Source organism: Mesorhizobium sp. B2-6-2, from assembly GCF_006440615.1.
GTDB lineage: Bacteria > Pseudomonadota > Alphaproteobacteria > Rhizobiales > Rhizobiaceae > Mesorhizobium.
Window position 1 is genome coordinate 1 of record NZ_VFUG01000030.1, and the last position, 19986, is coordinate 19986.

A 19986-nucleotide genomic window follows, 5' to 3' on the forward strand; every position below is an offset into this window, starting at 1 on the left:
ACAGTTGGCATTTGAAGCTCTCGCAATTGCGGCTCGTAGCGGTCGAGGGCGGCCAATAGACGATCCTGCCAACCCGGTGCCGGGTCCCATGCGGTCACCTCATGCGTGCCAGTAATGAACAATGCCACCCAGCTCGCGCCTATGGTTCCTGTGCCAATGCATGCGACGCGCATAGTTTACCTCATATCAATGGATCTGGAGAGTGACTTCTCAGGTGGGCTGCGAGAAAACCCGAAGAACCTGAAGCGATGACAACATTAGGCGCCAAGGGCCTCAAGCGTCATCCGGCATATGGTTGTGATGTCGTAGATAGGCAGCCCTGTCATACGACGGATTGCCGGCGTTATCGGCGGGAATCCAGTGCACGTGAACAGTAACGCAGCGATCTCCGGATGTGCGCCGCGGAGCCGGGCGACGCAAGCTGCCACATCATTCTCAATGTCGGCGATATCGGTCGGTTGCGGCGGACGCATGGACGCGTTTTCCAAAATCTTACCGCCTTCAATGCCGCCGATGACGATCCGATCCCGGTCGGCCTGATCACTGAGCCCAAGCAAATCATCTCGAAACACTCGTGAATCAGCTGTGACGACAGCGAGTTTGGCTTTGGGGGGCAGTTGGCGGAGCAGCGTCGGCACTAGGAGCAGACTGGACATTACGACCGGGACGCTTACAGCCGCAGCCACCGCCGCCTGATGCCGGACAGCAGAGCCGCAGTCCGAGGTGATTACGACCGCGCCCCGCTCTACGAGCCTCCGAGCTGCTGTCACAAAAGCCGGCTGGAGCGCAGGTTCGCCCAGCATGACAACATCCGCCCAAGCTCCTTCGACGGTTTCTGATATGACGGGAAAGTCGAAAGTAGCTGAACTAAACAGCGAGCCGGACGGCGGCGCCGGCGGCGTCACGCCGGGTGGCAAGGCAGGTTCCAAACCCAGAATTCCAAGGCAGCTCTCGATTTGCGACGTCATTCTGGCCTCCATCATCGTTCGCTGCATGGGATACCCCAGTGCGGTCATCCGCGCTTTTTGACGCCGAGAATTGACCGTGCTTCGGCAGGCGTGGCGACGCTGGCGCCCATGCGCTCAATGATCCCAACCGCATTGTCTACGAGCTCGGCATTGGATGCCAGCAGCCCTCGTCGGAGATAGATGTTATCTTCCAAACCCACCCGAACGTGCCCACCCATTGGCACCAACTGTCCAACCATCGGCATTTCATCTGCCCCGCAGCCAAATCCGCCCCAGACTGCCCCAAAAGGGAGAATCTCACGCATCGCCTGCACAGCGCTCGGCACAGCGGGAGCGCCATAACCTGTGCCGAGGCAAAATTGGAAAAGGGGCGGGCTGCCAATTATGTTTTCGGAGATGAGTTTCTTAGCGACTTCGATGTGGCCTAAATCGAAGCATTCGAGCTCGGGCTTGACACCAGCCTCGCGCATGAGTGCCGCCATCTGTCGCAGATCGGACATACGCGCAACAAAAATCCGCTCACCAAAAGCCATCGTTCCGCAATCTAGGGTGCTAAGCTCTGGCTGAAGTTTGACGGCATGGGAGCAGCGTCCAATTGCGTCCTTAAGTGTGCTAGTTTTCCTTATTTTTAAAGGATTCAAAGAATCAAGTTCAAGTTCACCATCCATTCCACAGGTTAAGTTGATGATGACGTCCGTCGCCGCGTCCCTAAGCTTCTTAACAACCTGTTCATAGAGCTCAATTCGGTTTGATGGGGCTCCCGTGTCAGGCTCACGGACGTGAATGTGCACAATCGCAGCCCCAGCCTTTGCAGCTTCCAGTGCAGCTTCCGCGATTTGCGATGGCGTTTTGGGGATATTTGGATGCTTCGCAAGAACCGCGCCCCCCCCTCCGGTGACCGCACAGGTGACAATGACTTTCCGGGACATCAGAAATCCTATTTCGGTATCTCTTAATTGTTTAGTCTGGCGCCAACACACTCGATGGTGCTACCGAGTGGTCACACAAGGGAAGGATAGGCATGGCGGCCGATCATTAAATCTGGCGTATTCTTCACGTGCGTCACGTATTGGTCAAATATTGATTGTCGCCGCCGATCATCTGGATGCGAGATGACTGTGCGCGGACGCTGGTCGGAGATCTAAAGCGCGTCGCGTTTGAACGAAATCAGGCGACGTCAGGTTGCCCCCGATGAGCCCTCGTTCATAGCTGGACTCTTCTCCTTGTTGAGCTGCTCCCCGTCTTTGGATCGCCCAGGCTGGAACTTCCGGGCTGATTTGATCCGATACCATTCTTTGGACCGCCGGAAGGTGGAGTTTTCCGGCTGTTTCACGATGGCGGGCTGACGGCGCCATCGGGATTGAGCAACGAGATCGGAACCTTGTGCCCGATTGCGCCATGGGGGCGCACCTCGTTGAACAACTCAGCGACGCAACACCCACGGGACCGGCCCGGAGCGCGAGCTTCTCTACGATGGCATCCTTGGGTGGGTAGCCAAGTCCATATTCACGAAGTGATCGATCGGAATGACGCAGCAGTCTTCTGCTGTAGCGTTTTCGGCCAAGCCTCGGATCGGTGGTTGGAGGTCCCGGCTTGGATGTTCGATCGGATCCTCAGTAAGAGTTGGCGCATCACGACTGCTCCGCACGTCGACCTTGCCGCGCTGGGCACCCTGGCGAAGCTGCTCCTCGACACCGGAGCCCCATCGCAATCGCCGGAGATGGGCGCAGCATTGGGCTCTCACGCGAATCGGGGAGATGTCCATGCCGCGCCAGCCCACGACATACCAGTTCGATCTGTTCTTGAAGCCGAACGACGCCAACACGGGGCAGACGCCGCAATGGCAGGCGCTGCCGGCCGCGACGCGCCGATCAGTGACGAAGCTGACGGTCAGCCTGATCCTCGGGCACGTCGACGGCGAGGGTGCCGTACAACGGGAGTGCGCGGATCATGATGCATGAGAAGATTGGGCCGCAGCATCTGGAGCGTAAAGCGATCCTGTATGTGCGGCAGTCGTCAGCCCATCAGGTCCTGCACAATCGTGAGAGCAGCATGCTTCAGTATGCGATGCGCGATCGCCTGACGGCGCTTGGCTGGTCTCGCGTAGAGACGATCGACGACGATCTCGGCCGTTCTGCCGCCGGCGGCGTCGCGCGTGCCGGCTTCGACCGGATGGTCGCCGAGGCCTGCCTCGGCAAGGTCGGTGCGGTTGCGGCGCGAGAAGTGTCTCGGTTTGCCCGTAACAGCCGCGACTGGCAGCAGCTCATCGAGATGTGCCGCGTCGTCGACACCGTGCTGGTCGACCAGGAGACGGTTTATGCGCCGCGGCAAGGCAACGATCGGCTGCTATTGGGGCTGAAGGGGAGCCTCAACGAGTATGAGCTCGATCTTCTGCGCCAGCGTTCCCTTTCCGCACGCTACGAGAAGGCCCGGCGCGGTGAACTCGTCGTGGCAGCTCCTGTCGGCTTCGCGAAGGTCGGCGATCGTCTTGAGAAGGATCCTGATCGGCGTGTGCAGGAATCCATTACCCTGGTGTTCGACAAGGTTGCTGAGCTCGGCAGCGCCCGTCAGGCCTTGATGTGGTTCCTCGAGCATGGGTTGGATTTGCCCGCCAAACGCAACAACGGCGATGTGGTCTGGCGCAGGCCGAACTATGCGACCATCCACCGCATGATCGACAACCCGATCTACGGCGGCGCCTACGCCTATGGTAAAACTCGTGTCGCGCCGGGATTTGGCCGATCCGCCGTTCGAGCAGGTATCCGACGCAGGACGCGCGAGGAATGGCTGGCGCTGATCCCACACAGCCATGAAGGCTATGTCAGTTGGGAAAGGGCAGAGGCGATCCGCAAGATGGTGAGCGACAACGGGGCGCCCAAGCATGGCGACGCTCTGCTTGCCGCGCTTGTCCGCTGCCGGCGCTGCGGCCGCAAGCCCACGCTGCGGTACACGGGCACCAAGCACAACATTCCGCGCTATTCCTGCTGGCGGGGTCTGCTCGACAATGGTGAGCCGCAATGCATCGCCTTTGGGGGACTGCGCGTCGATGATGCGATTGAGGAAGCGCTCCTGCGTGTCGTGGAGCCGGGAGCGATTGCTGCCGCTGCCGGAGCTGAGGCGCAAGCTGCCGATCGTCGTGACCAGGTCCGGGACGCCCTCAGTCGGGATCTTGAGCTGCCCGCTACGCCGCCGACCGGGCCTTCCGGCAATATGACGCGGCCGATCCCGAGAACCGGCTGGTCGCGGCGGAACTGGAAGCGCGTTGGAACCAGGCACTCATCCGTGTCGGTGAGATCGAGAGCAAGATCACCGCGCATGATGCCGCGACGGCCCGATATAGTCGGCATCGCGACGATCAGCCAGCGGCCGGTGACACTCATATCGGAGCCGCCAGCAGCTTGGGCAAGCGGACCAAATTGTAGGCCGCCAAGTTCAAGGTGAAGGCCGCGCCCACACGGGCGCATCCCATGCCGGCCGAGGCTTTGATCCAGCCGAACACCTCCTCGATCCGCTTGCGGCAGCGCTGGCTGGCATCATAGCCCGGATGGCGCTTCGTGCGGTCATCGATCGCCGTCACTTGAGGCTTGCCGGTTTTGCTCAGATGGCCGACGGCGATATGCGGCGTGACCTTGCGCTCGCGCAGGCCCTTGATGAACTGGCGCACGTCATAGGCGCCTTGTCGGCGCCCAGTGTGATGCGCCGCCGCAACGGTCTGCGATACAACATGGCGAGAGCGGCATCACGCTCGCCTGTGCCCCTGGCCTGGGTAATGCCACCATCGACCGCAAGCCCATGACGGTTCTCCATCAGCGCATGCCCCATATAACAGAGCCTCGCCGGCTGCCCGTCGCCCTTCTTGTAGAGCCGCGCCTGCGGGTCGCTCGTGCTCTGGTGTGTGTCGTTGGAGCGCTTCTCCTTATGAAAGCCGCGCTCAGCGTTGCGCCCCGCTCCATCCGGGCCGTTGTCGTCCCCGTCCTTGCGGCGGAAGCTCTTGATCGAAGCCCAGGCCTCGATCAGCGTCCCGTCCACCGAGAAGTGATCCGACGACAAAAGCCGCCGCGCCAGCACTTCTTCAACAGCCTGCTAAAGCGCTGACCACGTCTCGGCCCGACAGCTGAACCGGGGATCGAGCACAGGCACGTAGCGGAGAACGTATCGACGACCGTCAGCACGCGGATCTTCTTGCCCGTAGCGAGCTGATCGTGGACGAAGTCCATCGCCAGACCTCGTTCGGGCCCCTCTTGGCGGCCGTCCCGGAGCTTCGCGCTTCGGTGTTTTGTTCCTGAGCTGCAAGCCCAGATCCTTGTAAATGCGGTAGGTCGGCTTCATGTTGATGTCCCACCCTTCCCGCATGAGCTCACGTGGACACGTCGGTAGCCATAGCGAACGCGTGTCGCGCAAATGTCCTTGAGCCGAGCCTCGATGCCGGTCTGATCGCGGCGGCGGGACTTGTAGTGATAGGTCGACGTGTCGAACTTCAGAACCGGCAGGCCCGCCGGATCGTCTGGCGCCGGCCGAGCAAGACTTATCGGCCGCGATTGGCTGGCTGATTTCCTCGTTTCTAATTGATTTATGTAGATTTTTGCTTTCGTCACGGAGGTCTTTCCGGTATGCAATTTGGGTGTAGGAACAAGCTCCCTCAACCGCTGATTCCTAATTCCCTCGCCCGGATCGCCTTTCTGAAGGCGACCGTTTCGGCCCGTGACGCCACCATCGGTATTGATAGTCAATGGTCTTTTGCTTCGAACTTGTAATGACGGGCGCCTTAAGTGCCCGACGCACTCGATCAGAGGCGAATCTTCGATATCGCGTCGTTTGATGACCCATGGTGGCCTTTGCAATATGCTTGGCAGGAATGATTCCGGCGGCATTATAGGCACTGCGGAAGCGTGAATCGACGCCGAGCCCGGCAAGTTGCGTCTTGGCGGCGCCATGGCGCTCTTCGTCATCAATAGATCCAACCCTTTATCTTTTGAGCCCTTAGCGTTCGCAAAACGGCCTATCCAGCGTAGTCCAGAGCCTGTTATCAGCGATCGATCTGTAGATGCACGTCGGCTGGCCCCTCCGACCTTACAGCCGGCAGTGGTTAAAATTCTCGTGAGGTTGCCGGACGAGGTCTCATCTCCAACGAGCCCTCCTATAGGTTGCCCGGTTCCAAGGCTCCCTCGCAAGTATTCTCGGCTGATTTTTCATCGATGTGCAGCACTGAGGCTCAGGGTTTGAGCGGCCTCGCAAGGATCGCTATCATTTGATTGACGTCGACATGGATTCCAGACTTTACAGCGCAGACGACAGACGTAGTGGGAGCGCGAATATCGATCGCATCAGCCGACAGTGACTCCACGGGATAAACGACCCCTAAGAGATCTCCTTGCTTCACTTCATCCAGCACGGAGCAGCGAGGTTCGAAGATGCCGCGGGCCGGCGATTTCAGCTCGTCAGACAAGAGCGTTTCAAGTGTCCTGCTGGCTTTCCGTTGACGGAAAGTCGGACACTCGGCCTTTCCCTCTACGAGTCCGAGCGCGATTAGGGCGTTGCGTAGCCCGCTTTCATAGATCCCCAGCGCTTCGGAGCTGACCGTGCCGCCGCCGAATTCAGTACAAATGAATACCTTGCCTTTGCTATGCGCCCAAGTGTCGAACATTCCATTTGTGTCGGGGTGTTCCCAGAGCAATGTCACGGGTAATTTGAATGCCTCTGCCAATTGAAGCGTCTTGGCCATGAGATCCACATCACCAATGGGATGCGTGACGACTGCTGGTGGAAAATCCCATGTCGGCCCGAAACTGTGCAAATCGAATACCGTGTCGGCCATTGGCAACAACAGGCGCGAAACCGCATCGGCAATGCGTTCAGTTATCGATCCGACGGCGCGGCCGGGAAACACTCGATTAAGATTCAAGCCATCGATTGGCGAGTTTTGGCTCCATGCCTGCACCGCCGGCAGATTAAGCATCGGTACGATGATGACGCTTCCACAGGTTTGCGCTTTGGGCAGCCAGTCAACAAGCCGTCGTGCCAGGATTGGCCCTTGCAATTCGTTGCCGTGATTTCCGCCAGTGACAAGGAGGCGCGGTCCCTCCCCTTTATTGAGGCAGAAGACCGGAAGCGAAATAGCTTCGCAGTCGTTGCCTTTGGGGACAACAAGATGTCCCGTGGACATGCCAGGCGCGTCGAGATCAAACGTCAGGTATGGTGTTTCGCTCATTGTCAGCCGACCTTATGCACCCAAATAGCGAACGCTAGGGGTTCACTCTCGCTGCGTCAAATACAGTTTTTATATTGTAGGGATCTAACCGCACGATGGACTTACTCTTTCGCCCGAATCGTCCAGGCAACGCTTTGCGAAGACAGGTTAGTCTGAGCAAACGGCCGCAAGCGATAGCCGGCATAGGTTCGTAATGTCATAGGTGGGTAGCCCCGTATGGCGGCGGAGTGCGTTCGTGACATAAGGGAACCCCGTGCATTCCATCAGCAGCATTGCGATTTCAGGATGCTCAGCACGAAGATGCGTGACGCAGGCGGTAACTTCCTTCTCAATCTGATCGACTTCGGTTCGGATTGCAGGACGCATCAAAGCGTTGCGGAGAAATTCGCCGCCTTCGACGCCGCCGATGACCACCCTCGCCCGATCTCTCGGATTATCGAGCCTAAGCAGGTCTTCCCCGAAATGTCTTGAATCAGCGGTCACCACGGCAAGCTTGTGAGGATGCGCCAGCTGTCGCAGCAAGGTTGGAACCAAGAGCAGGCTAGACATCACAACGGGAACATTGACGGCAGCGGCGACCGCCTCTTGATGTCGGATGAAAAAACCACAGTCAGAGGAAATCACGGCTGCCCCTCGTTCGACCAAGCGTGTGGCGGCTGCCACGCACGCGCCTTCGAGCGACGGGTAACCACGAATGACCATATCCGGCCATGCTCCCTCCACGAGCTCCGTCACGATTGGGTGATCAAAGGTCGTTGGGCTCAGTAAGCCGCCGGGCCGCGGATCTAGCGAAGAACTCTCGGCTTGCACGCCTTCATCAAGCTCAAGAATTCCAAGTGCACGTCGGTTTTGAAACATCATGGTTGAAGCACCAAAGAATGAACTCAAGGGTTCGCTTCCAAGCTGGCGAAGTTCCTTACGTTCTGTTGTACTTTGAGCGGCATTGTGGCCGTTCCGTTAAACTTCTTCTTCTCGCTTCGCGGGTACCCCGCGGCTCTTCAGTCGTTCTCCAATCGCTACCTCTGATATTGATCCTTTCGGCTTGATCAAAGAATTTCTGTCGGCTACCAGCTTGCCACTCTCCGTTGGCCCAGATCATGGCTTTGCGGATTCGCTAGCCACTTAACAGAGCAACCGGACGTGCTGACCGAGGCAAGCCTGATGCACCGGGCGCGGCGAGTTCGACTGGAGGCGCCTCCGTGGGTGGAAGGGGCCAAGCGAGGCAAATCCGCCAAGCGCCGCGCGTTTCGGCTTTCCGCGGACGCATCGACGTGCCGCCGGTTCTGCCGACGACGCGACGGGGCCACATTCTTATCCCGTTGACTTCAGAGCGGCGCTCGGTCGGAACGAGCGAAGAGGCGCGAAAGGAACTGGATCCATGGAGAGCACTCTGTTGTCCATCATTTCAGCGAGCAGCTTTCCAGAAGTTGGCCCAAGGGTGAGACCGTAGTGACCGTGGCCAAAATTAAACCATAGGCCCTTGTGGTTAGGAGCTGCACCGATCATCGGTAATTGATCAGGAAAAGTGGGCCGACGTCCAAGCCAGGGCGTAGAGTCTAAGGATTCACCGATCGGGAATAGCTCTCTTGCAGGACCAATGGCTCCTTGCACAAGCATATCCCTTGCCGGCGCGTCAAAGTGATCCAGCTCCACACCAACACACAGTCTGATGCCTTGGTTCATAGGTGAAAGCACAAAGCCATACTCATCGTCCTTTACCGGACGAGTCAAGTGCGCGCCGTCTTTTGGTCGAAAATGAAGATGATATCCTCGTTTGGAGCCGAGTGGCAAGTTATAGCCGAGTGGCTCCAGGAGTCCCTTTGACCATGGACCTGCCGATATGACGACATTGCGTGACTGAATTGTGTCATTCAATGACTCTACATCCCAGGCACCGCTTTTGTGCCGCCCGAGATTGGTGACGGACATCTGCCGGAACTCACCGCCGAAACGCACAAGCGCTTCCGCATAGGCTTTGGCAAGTTGGTCGGGAGCCGGCGTATGATATGTGCCGGGCCAATACAGGCCTCCTGCCGCACCTGGTTTCACAAAGGGTTCCAGTTCGGCTATCTCCTCCGTCGAGATAATTCTGAACGGATAATCACAAGCAAGCGCTAAACGCTTATCGCGTGAGATTGTACTGAGCTTTGTTTTGTCCCGAATGATTGAAAGGTATCCCACATCGTGCAGCAAGTGAGACGCACGTGATAGACTCGCGAGGCACAAGTGCTCAGCAATCGCGGTCGAGAAGAGTGGTTGAGACTGTAAGGCAATACGCCACAAATTCGAGTCCGATGACGCCCGCCAAAATGCCCACAGCCAGGGTAGATTGCTTGGAAGGGCAAATAGATTCTGACGGAAATACGGTACTCGGTTCAGAAGAAGCTGCGCTAGTTGCAGAGGTTCCCTGGGGATTGTTATTTGAATATTCAAGCCAGAAATAACGCCTGCATTGCCATAAGAAGTTTCCGATCCAGGTTCCCGCCGATCAACCAAAATGACCTTACGGCCAAGCCTCTGGAGTTGGAGCGCGGTCGCCGCCCCGACCATTCCTGCTCCAACGACTACAATGTCAGCTACGTCGCTCATTGAGAGGTCCTATAGAAGCATCCATTTCGGCTGGAAGCTGTTTGAGCCGCTTGGGCGGATTGAGGCCAGGGTGGCGAGCAGTATGAGCACGAACACAGGCAATGACCGGATCGATGGGGTGGTCTCTATGTCAAGATCGGCTCACCGAAATGCCGGAATGACTATCGAAAATCGCTACGCGAGCACGTGGCAATCCAGGTATGGCCGCTGGTACAGTTTTTCCCAAGAGTCGTGCCGGCACAGACACCGCTACCAGCCGCGCGGGCGCTCCCCACTTTAGTTCTACCGAACGCCACTGATGCGACGCCGCCCCGCTTTTGCAAGCCGACTGCATGCTACCCCTCCGTTGAACAGCCAACTTTTGACCGGGGGCGACGTCGCCGATGCATAGCTGAATTATTCGATTATGATTAATTTGCGGGGGCTGTTCGACAGAACTTCCGGCTTTCCGTCGGTTATCATGAGGCTTTCAGTAATCTCGATACCCCAGTCGCCGTACCAGAGGCCAGACATGAAATGAAAGCACATTCCTGGCTTAAGTTCCGTGTGATCGCCCTTACGGAAGCTTGCCGACGCCTCGCCCCAGCCAGGGGGGTAGGCCATTCCGATTGAGTAGCCGGTTCGCCCTTCCTTCTTTAGGCCGTGTCGCGCAAGTTCTTTGAAGAATGCTAACGCCACATCTTCGCAGGTCTTGCCGGGAAGAAGCTGCTCAAACCCAGCTCCCATTCCTTCAAGGATCGCCTTCTCGGCATCGAGAATCTTCCGGGGCGGCTTTCCCAGATAAAACGTTCGAGACAGCGGGACATGATAACGCTTGTAAACGCCAGCCAATTCGAAAAAGATGCTCTCGTGTGGCTTTATAGGACGATCAGTCCAGGTCAGATGAGGAGCCGCTGCATTCGCCCCAGCGCCAATGAGCGGAAAGGCGGCGGGATAGTCACCCCAAAATCCATCGACACCGCGGATACCGGCATCGCAAATTTCAGCGACGAGATCGTTCTGTCTTAGCCCCGGACGAAGAACTTCTTCGATGCGCTCGTATATCGCAGTGATGATTTTGCCGGCACCGCGCATGTATTCCATCTCGCGGGCAGACTTCACAATCCGCTGCCATTTCACCAGCCGCGTGGTGTTTTTGAACTTTGCGTTCGGAAGGCTCGTCTCAAGGGCGTCAAAAGCCGCATGGGTGAAGTACGGCACGTCCATTTCAATGCCGATCGTCGACGAGCCCCATCCGCTACTGGTGATCAACTGCCCAAGCACGGTCATTGGATGGAAGTCGTCAGATTGAACGTAGTAGTCTTCATAGAACTTGATGCACTCTTCGCCGAGATAGGTCGTCTTTCTTGCACCGTTCGCATCCATCTTGCGACCGAACCAGATCGGCGGCCCATCAAGTCGAACAATCGCGCATTGGTGCACGTAGAACGACCAGCCATCATAACCCGTCAGCCAACCGATGTTTGCAGGATCGGTGACGATGAGCAAGTCGACCCCTGCTCGCTCCATTGCCTTTTGGGTTTTGGCGAGGCGCTCTTGATATTCTGAGACCTCAAATCGCAATTCAGCTGTAGTCATTTGGTACTCCCGTTGTGCGATGAGCAACTGATACGCCGTAGTCTGTCTAGGCCTTGCTACGACGCCCTCATCCCTTGATAACTCAAAGTGTTCCGTTTCAAGAGTTTCATTACGACAGACAATTTTAGCCCACCCGCGACGCCTAAATGATCCAGTTAGACGCAATTAGGAACTGAGGGATGATATCAAGGCACACAGCGGCATGGCCAATATAAATCAACGGGGTATCCCATCGCATTTTGAGATCATCATTTGCGATCAGCGAAAGCTGAACCTATTGCCGAGACCAACGGGCTTGCAGCTCGGCAATCAAAGTGAGAGTGCCTTCTCCCGGATTGTCGCGCTACTCGGGCGCTCTGAATGCATCGCACCATAGCGGCACCACAGCGCCTTCAGGCCATTCTGACGCCAAGCCTCGACAGCCGTGCGCAACGCTGCGACGGTTCGTGCGATCGGAGTGGCTTATGCTCCCATTGACCGTCCTTGGCGCATCGCGAATAGATGCTCGGGCGCTGGAGAGCGGCGGTCGCTTCTTCCTGCGCATAGGCGGCGATCGCTGCCTCGGCGATCTCACCGGGTTCGGCATAGCCAACATGTTGTCGACGACTAGGATCACAAGCCGCCTTAGGGACGAATGGGCAGGTTCTTGATGCGTTTTTTGACAGATAATTTCGAAATGCTGGGGCGACTTGGCAACGCCCCGATCTAGTTTTGCTGCCCCGGCTGCTGTTGCAGCATGCCCCGGGCGATGACGTGGGCTTGGATTTCGGCAGCGCCTTCAAAGATGTTCAGGATGCGGGCGTCGCAAAGGACACGCGAGATCTCATACTCAAGGGCGTAGCCATTACCGCCGTGGATTTGGAGCGCGGTGTCGGCGTTCGACCAAGCAACGCGTGCGGCGAGCAGCTTTGCCATACCGGCCTCGATGTCGCAGCGCGTGCCCAAGTCCTTTTGGCGGGCGGCTAAATAGGTCATCTCGCGGGCCATCACGGTTTCGGTGAGCATCATGGCAAGTTTGTCGTGGACCCGTGGGAAGGCGACGATCGATCGGCCGAACTGCCTGCGCTCCAGCGCATAGCCCAAACCCAGCTCAAACGCGCGACGCGCAACGCCGACCGCGCGGGCTGCAGTCTGGATGCGCGCGCCCTCGAACGTTCGCATCAATTGGCGAAAGCCCTGACCCTCGGCCCCACCGAGCAGTCCGCCGGGCGGGACGGCGAAGCCGTCAAAAGCGATGTCATATTCGCGCATCCCCCGATAACCGAGGACTTCGATTTCGCCACCACTCATGCCGAAAGACGGAAAAGGCTCGTCCCGGGTGCCGCGTGGCTTTTCGACAACCAGCATGGAAAGTCCATCATGACTGGTCGAGGCGGGATTGGTGCGGGCCAGCACCGTCATCAAATCGCTACGCGAAGCGTGCGTGATCCATGTCTTGTTGCCTTGGATGAGCCAGCCGCCTTCGGGTGTCTTGACCGCCCGGGTCTTCAGGCTCGCAAGATCAGACCCGGTGTCCGGCTCGGTGAAAACCGCGGTCGGCAAGATTTCTCCAGAGGCGATGCGGGAAAGCCAGCGCTGCTTTTGCTCGAGCGTGCCGGCGGCTGCTATAAGCTCGCCAGCGATCTCCGAGCGCGTGCCGAGCGAGCCGGTCGCAATCCAGGCCCGGCTCAGCTCTTCGGTCACGACACACATTGCGAGCTTGCCAAGGCCCAGTCCGCCGAACGCGGGATCGATGCAGATGCCGAACACGCCCAGCTGCGCCATCTCTGTGACGATCTCGTCCGGAACCAGCTCGTCTCTCAGGTGCCAACCATGGGCATTCGGCAAGATGCGCTCGTCGGCGAAGCGCCGAATCTCGAGCCGGATCAAGTCGAGGTCGTCATCGCCCAGCTTTTCACTCACCGCGTCTCCTTGGGCGGCCAGCGAGACAAGTTCCTCGCGGTGCGCGGGAGAATTGCCATGAGCCATGAAGGACGCGACCGAGGGCTCGCGCAGGAGCGCGAGGGCCTCGGCGGTAGCGCTAAGTTCCGCCGGGCGGAGAATCTCATTTTGACTCATCGGGAGCCCGCCTACGAGCTGGCCAAGATACTCGCCGAACCCGATAGCGATCACGAGTTCGTCGCCACGCCGCAAAGTCCCTTCGCGCAGATGGCGCGCGCCCCAGGCCGCAACCGCATTGAGCGTAGCCACCGACGTTGCCAGCCAGGCGAAGCCGTGGGCCACGCGCTGAGACCGGTCAAGCAAGCGCGAATCCACCTTTCCTTGGGGAGCAACCAAGGTTTGAACCTTTTCGCGGACGGCAGCGACGTAGCGTTCAGCTGCGGTCACGGCACTGTTCGCCAACGCGACAAGGGTGGCGCCTGAAGCGAACTCGAGAGGATTGGCCGTCACGCATGTGCTCCTGGACTCTGGACGACGCCGCTATCATGCAAGGCGGCAATCTCGTGGCTGGGTAGGGCGAGAACGCCGGCCAGCACTTCTTCCGTGTGTTCTCCGAGCTTCGGGGCCCGTACCGGCGTCTGGCGCTGAAGTCCCCGGAAGGTCGCGGGATAGCCTGGCGTTGGATAGGTGTGTCCGCTGACATGGTCCACGTCTGTGAAGAGTTCGCCTTCCGGCTGGAAGGGTTTCTCCTTGGCGACCGCTTCCGACAATGTGCGATACGGCCCCCAGCATGCGCCGGCTTCATCAAGGCGCGCTGTTAGGTGAGCGGCCGGGCTCGTTGAAACGGCATATTCGACCAACGCGCCTAGGCGACCACGGTGCTCATAGCGCAGCCCCTCGTCCTGTGCGAACGAGACACCCAGCTCAGCCTCGAGCGTAGCGACCCCGGCCTCAATGCCGAGGGCCTGCACCAGCCCACTCCATTGGCGGCTGGTAATCGCCACGATCATCAGCCGCTGGCCGTCTGCTGTGAGAAAATCGCGGCCGAAGGCTCCGAAGAGGTCATTGCCTATCTTCGGGCGGTCCCGTCCGTTTACAACCACCTCGGCCACCTGGCCTAGCGTGCCGAGCGTGGCGGCGGCGATGTCGCTTAGCGGGACGCGGATCTCCTGACCCAGTCCGGTGGCACGACGGCTGATAAGCGCGGCAAGGACGCTGGTCGCCGCAGTCGACCCGGCCAAAAGGTCCCAGGCCGGCAGAACGTGATTGACAGGATCGTTGGGCTTCTCGGCGGGGCCGGTCATCATCGGGACGCCCATAGCGCAATTGACGGTGTAGTCGACAGCATTGCCGCCGTCGGCATGGCCCATGATACGCGCCGTAATCACGTCCGGCCGGCGCGCTGCCATCCGATCATGCGACAGGAATCCGGCCACAGGATAGTTGGTGACGAAGATGCCGCCGCCTTCGCCTGGGGCAGTCACCAGAGCCGCAGCAAGCTCACGTCCGCGAGGGTCCGCGAGATTGATGGCAATGGACTTCTTGGACTTGTTGAGACTTTCCCAATAGAAGCTGCCGCCGCCGGGAGAGCGTGGCCAACGATGAAAATCAGGACCGCCGCCGATTGCATCGAAGCGAATGACCTCAGCGCCCAGCTGGGCAAGCGAGAGCGCGCAGAAGGGAGCGGCAATGAAGGATGCCCCCTCGATCACCCGCACACCATGAAGAAGTCCATACATCGCTTAACCCGTCAAGTTCAGCTCACCTCATGGGGGAAATAGCCCCGCCCATCAAGGAATACGGCTCATTTTATTCATTGCGTGAATACGCGCTCCAAAATGTCGAGACTTCTTCTTAGCACCCTTTATTGGTTCGGCGACAACCGAACGTGCCCTCAAGAGAGCATCTATGACCCTGCCCCTCAGTGGCGATAGCGCCTTTTTCCTGGATTTGTATGCACGCTTCGTGAAAGATCCGGCGTCGGTACCAGCCGACTGGCGGGTGAAGCTCGCCTTGATGGAAGCGCCGGCGCACGCCAGTGGCGACAATGGCGACCGCATAGCCGAACTGTTTCGGATTTATGGGCACCGCCAGGCCCGCCTCGACCCTCTTGAAATGAGCGCTCCCGGCCTCATCCCGGAACTGAACTCTATTGAAGGCGGCGAAGATTCCGTTGCCTTGACGCTAGCCGGCGGGGAAGTGAGCCTGCCAAAAGCACAGGCGATCGCCACGCTCGGCTCGATCTATTGCGGCACGGCAGCCATCGAGGCCAGCCATTTACTCGATACCGATGAACGCGCATGGGTCTATGAGCGCTTCGAACGCGAGATCCTCGCCAAAGCTAACGACGAGGTGTATGCGCGCACGCTTGAAGCGGTGATGCTGGCCGACGAATTCGAACATTTCATCAAAACAAAATGGCCGACCAAAAAGCGTTTCGGCATAGAGGGGGCGGAGTCGTCGGCCGTCATCTCTCGCGAGATCTTTCGCTACGCGGCCGAGGTGGGAGTCCGGGAGGTGGTTATCGGCGGCATGCACCGGGGCCGCCTGGCGACGCTTGCGACCGTGCTCGGCAAGCCGCTGCCGGCGCTAATTGCCGAGATCAAGGGGCGCGACATCACCGATGGCGCTGCGGCCTTCACCGGCGACGTGCCTTACCACAACGGCCTGGCTGCGGAGGTCGAGACCGGCGCAGGTAAAGTGGCTGTGCGTCTGCTGCCTCACCCATCCCATCTGATCGTTGTCGCGCCCGTAGCTGTCGGGGCGGCGCGCGCCAGACAGGAGCAGAAGGGGAGGGCGAACGCTGGCACGACCGGTGCCTCGCAGGTCCTACCGTTCCTGATGCATACTGATGCTGCCTTTGCCGGCCAGGGTCTCGTCTGGGAATTGCTCCAGCTTTCCGCGCTGGCTGGCTACAGTGTCGGGGGCACTATCCATCTTATCGTCAACAACCAGATCGGGTTCACGACCCTCCCGTCAGAGGGACGTTCGTCGCCGCATCCGAGCGATATCGGCAAGGCTTTCGGCGTGCCGATCTTCCATGTCAACGGCGAAGACCCAATTGCCGCCGCTGCGGTCGCCCGCGTTGCGGTCGCGTGGCGCAATGCGACAGGGAAGGACGTCATCATTGACCTGGTCTGCTACCGCCGCAACGGCCACAACGAACTCGACGAACCGCGTTTCACACAGCCGCTTACCTGGTCCAAGGTCGACGAGCGGCCGACGCTCAAGCAATTGCATTCGGATCGTGTCAAGGCCGCCTCGGCCACAGCGTTCGATATGGCAGAGGCGAAGCGCAGGGCGTTCCATTTGGCGCTCGACCGAGCCTATACGACATATGACCAGATGAGTAACGGGGAACCGGAGCGCCAAACTGACATTTTTGCCCCGCCGCAGCCCGCTGGCCCCTTCCCCTTCGGCATCGTGACCGGCGTCGCGCGCGATCGGCTGCTGGACTCGGCCCGGCGCATGAGTGCCGTCGGCGACGGCTTCGAAGCCGACCCGAAGGTGCGCAACTTCCTGACGGCGCGGTTGGAGACGATCGAGAAAAACAGCGGCTTCAACTTTGCCACCGCCGAGGCTCTGGCTTTCGCCTCCCTTCTGGACGAAGGCACCTCGGTGCGACTGAGCGGACAAGACAGCGCCAGAGGCACGTTCACGCAGCGCCATCTGGTCTTGCATGACCGGCGCACCGGTCAGACTGCGATGCCTCTCGCGGGCCTGGGCCAGGCCGGCGCGCGCTTTGACGCGGTGAACTCGCCCTTGATAGAGTATGGGGTGCTGAGCTTTGAATACGGAATGAGCCTAGCCGACCCGACGCGACTGGTGGTTTGGGAGGCCCAGTTCGGCGACTTCCTGAATGGCGCCCAGGTGGTCGTCGACCAGTTCATTGTAACTGCCGAGGCGAAGTGGCGGATGAGCTCCGGGCTCATCATTGCCCTGCCGCACGGGCTCGAAGGCCAGGGCCCGGACCATTCCTCGGCTCGTATCGAGCGTATACTTCAATCCTGTGCCGGCGGCAATCTTGTCGTCGCAAACCCCTCGACGCCGGCAAACCTGTTCCACCTCTATCGCCGACAGGTACGGGGCTCGATGCGCAAGCCGCTGTTTCTGATCGCCCCGAAGTCACTGCTGCGCTTACGCGATTGCGTATCGAGGCTTGATGATATCGCCGAGGGAACGTCTTTCCAGCCAGTGATCGTCGAGGCCCCCTGCGCCTCGACGTGCTGCAAGCTGGTGCTCTGCTCGGGCAAGATCGCCTACGCCCTTCGGGCGGCTATGGCGCAAGAGCGCATCAACGACGTGGCGCTGGTCCGCGTCGAACAGCTCTATCCCTTCCCGAGCGAAGCCATCGGCGCGGTCCTCCAGCGGTTCCAGGGCATTCCGATCGTGTGGTGCCAGGAGGAGCCTTCCAATCAAGGGGCATGGTCTTTCATGCGGGATCGCGTGGGCGAAATGGCGCCCGACCGGCCGCTCGCCTATGTCGGACGGCCAGCGATGGCTGCAGCCGCCGGTGGATCGATCGACCGGCATGAGGTGGAGCAAAACGATATTATCGCCTCGGCACTGTCACCTGCCGTTAGCGCTCAGGCCGCGGAATAGGCTCTCGACCTGATCGGGACCATAAGCTAGGCGATCGGGAGGATACAACCGGGATCAACTGCCCAATGTCCGTTTTTGAACCGGTGAGAGCTGTGCAGAGGGGGCTGGCGGTGTTGCGAGCCGTCAGCGAGCATGGACCAATCAATGTGTCGGACATTGCAAACCTCTGCAAATTGCCGCAGCCAACTGTGGTCCGCCTCGTCGAAACGCTGCTCGAGGGCGGTTACGTCTATCGCCAAGCTGGCAAGACGACCTACAAGGTGACCGGGCGGACCCTAGCCCTCAGCCGCGGATATGACCCTCATTATCGCTTGATCGAGCTCGCAATGCCTGTGGTGGAGCAGTTGCATATAGAGATCGGGTGGCCGTCGAATCTGGCGGTCTTCGACGGCGACGCCATGGTGATCGCCTATTCCAACCGCGCCGCGCTGGGATTATCGATCCCAGGCAGGGTTGGTGCGCGCATTCCGCTCGTCGCCACCGGCGTCGGCCTCGTGACCCTTTCGCGCATGTCTCCCGAGGAACGCCGTCAGGCGCTGGCCCGAGGGCAGAGTTCGTCGCGCTGGGATAGCAATCCCACGCTTCTAGCGGCGCTCCCGGAAAGGCTCGAGGACGTCCGTTGCCATGGCTACGCCTTTGCCGAACAGGCTTACCTTGACGAGGTCTACCAGTCACGAATCTGGGCCGTGGCGGTCCCTGTGCCGACCGTGGCCGGTGAATATATCGCCCTCAGCAGCCTGATGCTGCGCATGGCTGGCGACAGGCGGCGGCAGCTCGCCAAGATCCTGCCCAAGCTCACGGCGGCGGCCAACCGCATTGGCCGCCTGCTCTCATCCGATTATTCATGAGGCCAACGCCAGTGCAAAAAGCTCCCGCAACCGCGCTCCTGTCTCAATGCCTTAGAGATCCGCAAGCTGCCTCTCATGCGGGACGACCTTAGACCAGCGAATCGCGCTTTAAGCACGGCATCTTTCTAAGATATAACAGACAGGCATGATCTCGGGACAACACTCGCGACCTGATTGGAGTCAGCCCTTTTGGAACTGCGACAGCTAAGACATTTCCTGATTGTCACGGAATCAGGCGCGCTCTCGAAGGCCTCGAGCATCATTGGAGTCGCCCAGCCAGCCTTGAGTCGCCAGATCAGGCAGTTGGAGGAAGAACTGGGGGTGCAGCTTTTGTATCGCCACGGTCGCGGCGTTCGGGCCACAGAGGAAGGGGCTCAGTTCTATGCCGCCATCGTGCCGGTGCTACGGGAGCTTGATCAGGTCAAATCGGACTTGGTCGCCGCCGCCAAGGTTCCCGCAGGCGACATCGTCTTCGGCATGCCGCCATCCATGAGTGCTGCGATCGGCGCGGAGATCGTGAGCGATTTCTTCGTGCATTATCCGCAGATAAAGCTTCATCTGGTGGACGGCCTTTCCGGCTTCATCAATGAATGGCTGGCCAGCGGCCGCGTCGACATGGCCATCATCAACAATGCACGCAAGGCGCCATATATGCGCATGGACCCCCTGCTCGAGGTCGACCTGCTTTTGTTCGGTCGAAGAAGAGATATTGACGCCATCGCCCCCGACACGGAAACCTTCCCGACCCCTGCGCTGGTCGGCTTGCCGCTCCTGCTCGTCGGCCGCAATCATGGCCTGCGCCGCGAATTGGACGGCGCCATGCAACGGCTTGGCCTTGAGCTTGACATCAAGGCGGAAGTCGATGCTCTGGCGCCGCTCAAGAAACTGGTCCGCGACGGGCATGGCCTGACAGTGCTGCCGCACGGCGTGATCAATTTCGAGGCCAGCAATCCCGAATTCAGCTTCAGGAAGCTGGTCGAGCCCAATCTCACGCAACGCTTCATGCTGGCCTTTTCGCTGCAGAGGCCAACCACACTCGCCATGCGCGAGCTTGCCCGCCGGGTGCGCGTCGAACTTCGCAAGGCCGTCGAAGACGGTCGCATGATGGGACGTCTCAGCAAAGCCTCAATCCCCTATGATGGCTGCGGCGACCTATAACCAAGGGGCATAGCTAGTTTCCCATAACAGGGTCTGTCGCCCGGGCCCGAGAACGCCCATCACAGGCTCGCTTAGTCAGCAACGAAGGGCTCGAGAATGACGTGGCTATCTTCCTTGGCAACCCGCGACCCTGTCGACCGATCCCGGCACGGAC

14 protein-coding genes and 2 pseudogenes are annotated in these 19986 nt (G+C 59.5%); 5 read left to right on the forward strand and 11 right to left on the reverse strand.

Features of this window, described 5'->3' with window-relative positions:
* The 3 genes from FJ419_RS29670 to FJ419_RS29680 form a co-directional block, all read right to left on the reverse strand.
* The coding region (locus tag FJ419_RS29670) for a 3-hydroxyacyl-CoA dehydrogenase NAD-binding domain-containing protein (protein WP_246676731.1) at positions 1-173 on the reverse strand (173 nt) is incomplete at its 3' end.
* An 84-nt stretch (positions 174-257) separates the two neighbouring features.
* Positions 258-968, reverse strand: a complete 711-nt coding sequence (locus FJ419_RS30960; RefSeq protein ID WP_181170840.1) for a hypothetical protein — start codon at positions 966-968, stop codon at positions 258-260.
* 44 nt (positions 969-1012) lie between these two features.
* Entirely contained in the window at positions 1013-1897 is an 885-nt protein-coding gene (locus FJ419_RS29680) for a 3-keto-5-aminohexanoate cleavage protein (RefSeq protein ID WP_064994923.1), read from the reverse strand.
* 834 nt (positions 1898-2731) lie between these two features.
* Here FJ419_RS29680 and FJ419_RS29685 point away from each other — a divergent pair.
* Both FJ419_RS29685 and FJ419_RS29690 read left to right on the forward strand, forming a co-directional pair.
* Positions 2732-2929 (forward strand): hypothetical protein, encoded by a 198-nt coding sequence (locus tag FJ419_RS29685; protein ID WP_064994942.1) that lies wholly within the window; start codon positions 2732-2734, stop codon positions 2927-2929.
* Positions 2919-4409: a recombinase family protein gene (locus tag FJ419_RS29690; protein WP_224656313.1), complete on the forward strand. Its 1491-nt coding sequence runs from the start codon at positions 2919-2921 to the stop codon at positions 4407-4409. The genes FJ419_RS29685 and FJ419_RS29690 overlap by 11 nt, the downstream gene beginning before the upstream one ends.
* On the opposite strand, the pseudogene FJ419_RS29695 reads toward FJ419_RS29690, so the two are convergent.
* The 8 genes and pseudogenes from FJ419_RS29695 to FJ419_RS29730 form a co-directional block, all read right to left on the reverse strand.
* Positions 4345-5027: pseudogene (locus tag FJ419_RS29695) on the reverse strand (transposase); the annotation flags it as partial. The gene FJ419_RS29690 and the pseudogene FJ419_RS29695 overlap by 65 nt on opposite strands.
* Positions 5028-5069: 42 nt before the next feature.
* Positions 5070-5449: pseudogene (locus FJ419_RS29700) on the reverse strand (IS3 family transposase); the annotation flags it as partial.
* A 731-nt stretch (positions 5450-6180) separates the two neighbouring features.
* Positions 6181-7176: a succinylglutamate desuccinylase/aspartoacylase family protein gene (locus FJ419_RS29705; RefSeq protein ID WP_064994928.1), complete on the reverse strand. Its 996-nt coding sequence runs from the start codon at positions 7174-7176 to the stop codon at positions 6181-6183.
* A gap of 147 nt (positions 7177-7323) precedes the next feature.
* The gene (locus tag FJ419_RS30965) at positions 7324-8064 is read right to left on the reverse strand and encodes a hypothetical protein (protein ID WP_318013090.1); all 741 of its coding nucleotides are present in this window, start codon (positions 8062-8064) and stop codon (positions 7324-7326) included.
* A 423-nt stretch (positions 8065-8487) separates the two neighbouring features.
* Complete coding sequence (locus FJ419_RS29715; RefSeq protein ID WP_084016100.1) at positions 8488-9765, reverse strand: FAD-dependent oxidoreductase; 1278 nt, start codon at positions 9763-9765, stop codon at positions 8488-8490.
* 396 nt (positions 9766-10161) lie between these two features.
* Positions 10162-11343 (reverse strand): M24 family metallopeptidase, encoded by a 1182-nt coding sequence (locus FJ419_RS29720; protein WP_064994943.1) that lies wholly within the window; start codon positions 11341-11343, stop codon positions 10162-10164.
* A gap of 705 nt (positions 11344-12048) precedes the next feature.
* Positions 12049-13734, reverse strand: a complete 1686-nt coding sequence (locus tag FJ419_RS29725) for an acyl-CoA dehydrogenase family protein (protein ID WP_084016102.1) — start codon at positions 13732-13734, stop codon at positions 12049-12051.
* On the reverse strand, positions 13731-14963 hold the full coding sequence (locus FJ419_RS29730) for a CoA transferase (protein ID WP_064994930.1): 1233 nt from the start codon (positions 14961-14963) through the stop codon (positions 13731-13733). The genes FJ419_RS29725 and FJ419_RS29730 overlap by 4 nt, the downstream gene beginning before the upstream one ends.
* 169 nt (positions 14964-15132) lie before the next feature.
* Here FJ419_RS29730 and FJ419_RS29735 point away from each other — a divergent pair, with 169 nt between their 5' ends.
* The 3 genes from FJ419_RS29735 (at position 15133) to FJ419_RS29745 (ending at position 19832) form a co-directional block, all read left to right on the forward strand.
* Positions 15133-17826, forward strand: coding sequence for a 2-oxoglutarate dehydrogenase E1 component (locus tag FJ419_RS29735; protein ID WP_064994931.1), 2694 nt, complete (start codon positions 15133-15135; stop codon positions 17824-17826).
* A 65-nt stretch (positions 17827-17891) separates the two neighbouring features.
* Positions 17892-18674: a helix-turn-helix domain-containing protein gene (locus tag FJ419_RS29740; RefSeq protein WP_064994932.1), complete on the forward strand. Its 783-nt coding sequence runs from the start codon at positions 17892-17894 to the stop codon at positions 18672-18674.
* 189 nt (positions 18675-18863) lie between these two features.
* A complete protein-coding gene (locus tag FJ419_RS29745; RefSeq protein ID WP_176479572.1) occupies positions 18864-19832 on the forward strand; it encodes a LysR substrate-binding domain-containing protein in 969 nt (322 codons plus the stop codon).
* Positions 19833-19986: the final 154 nt, after the last annotated feature.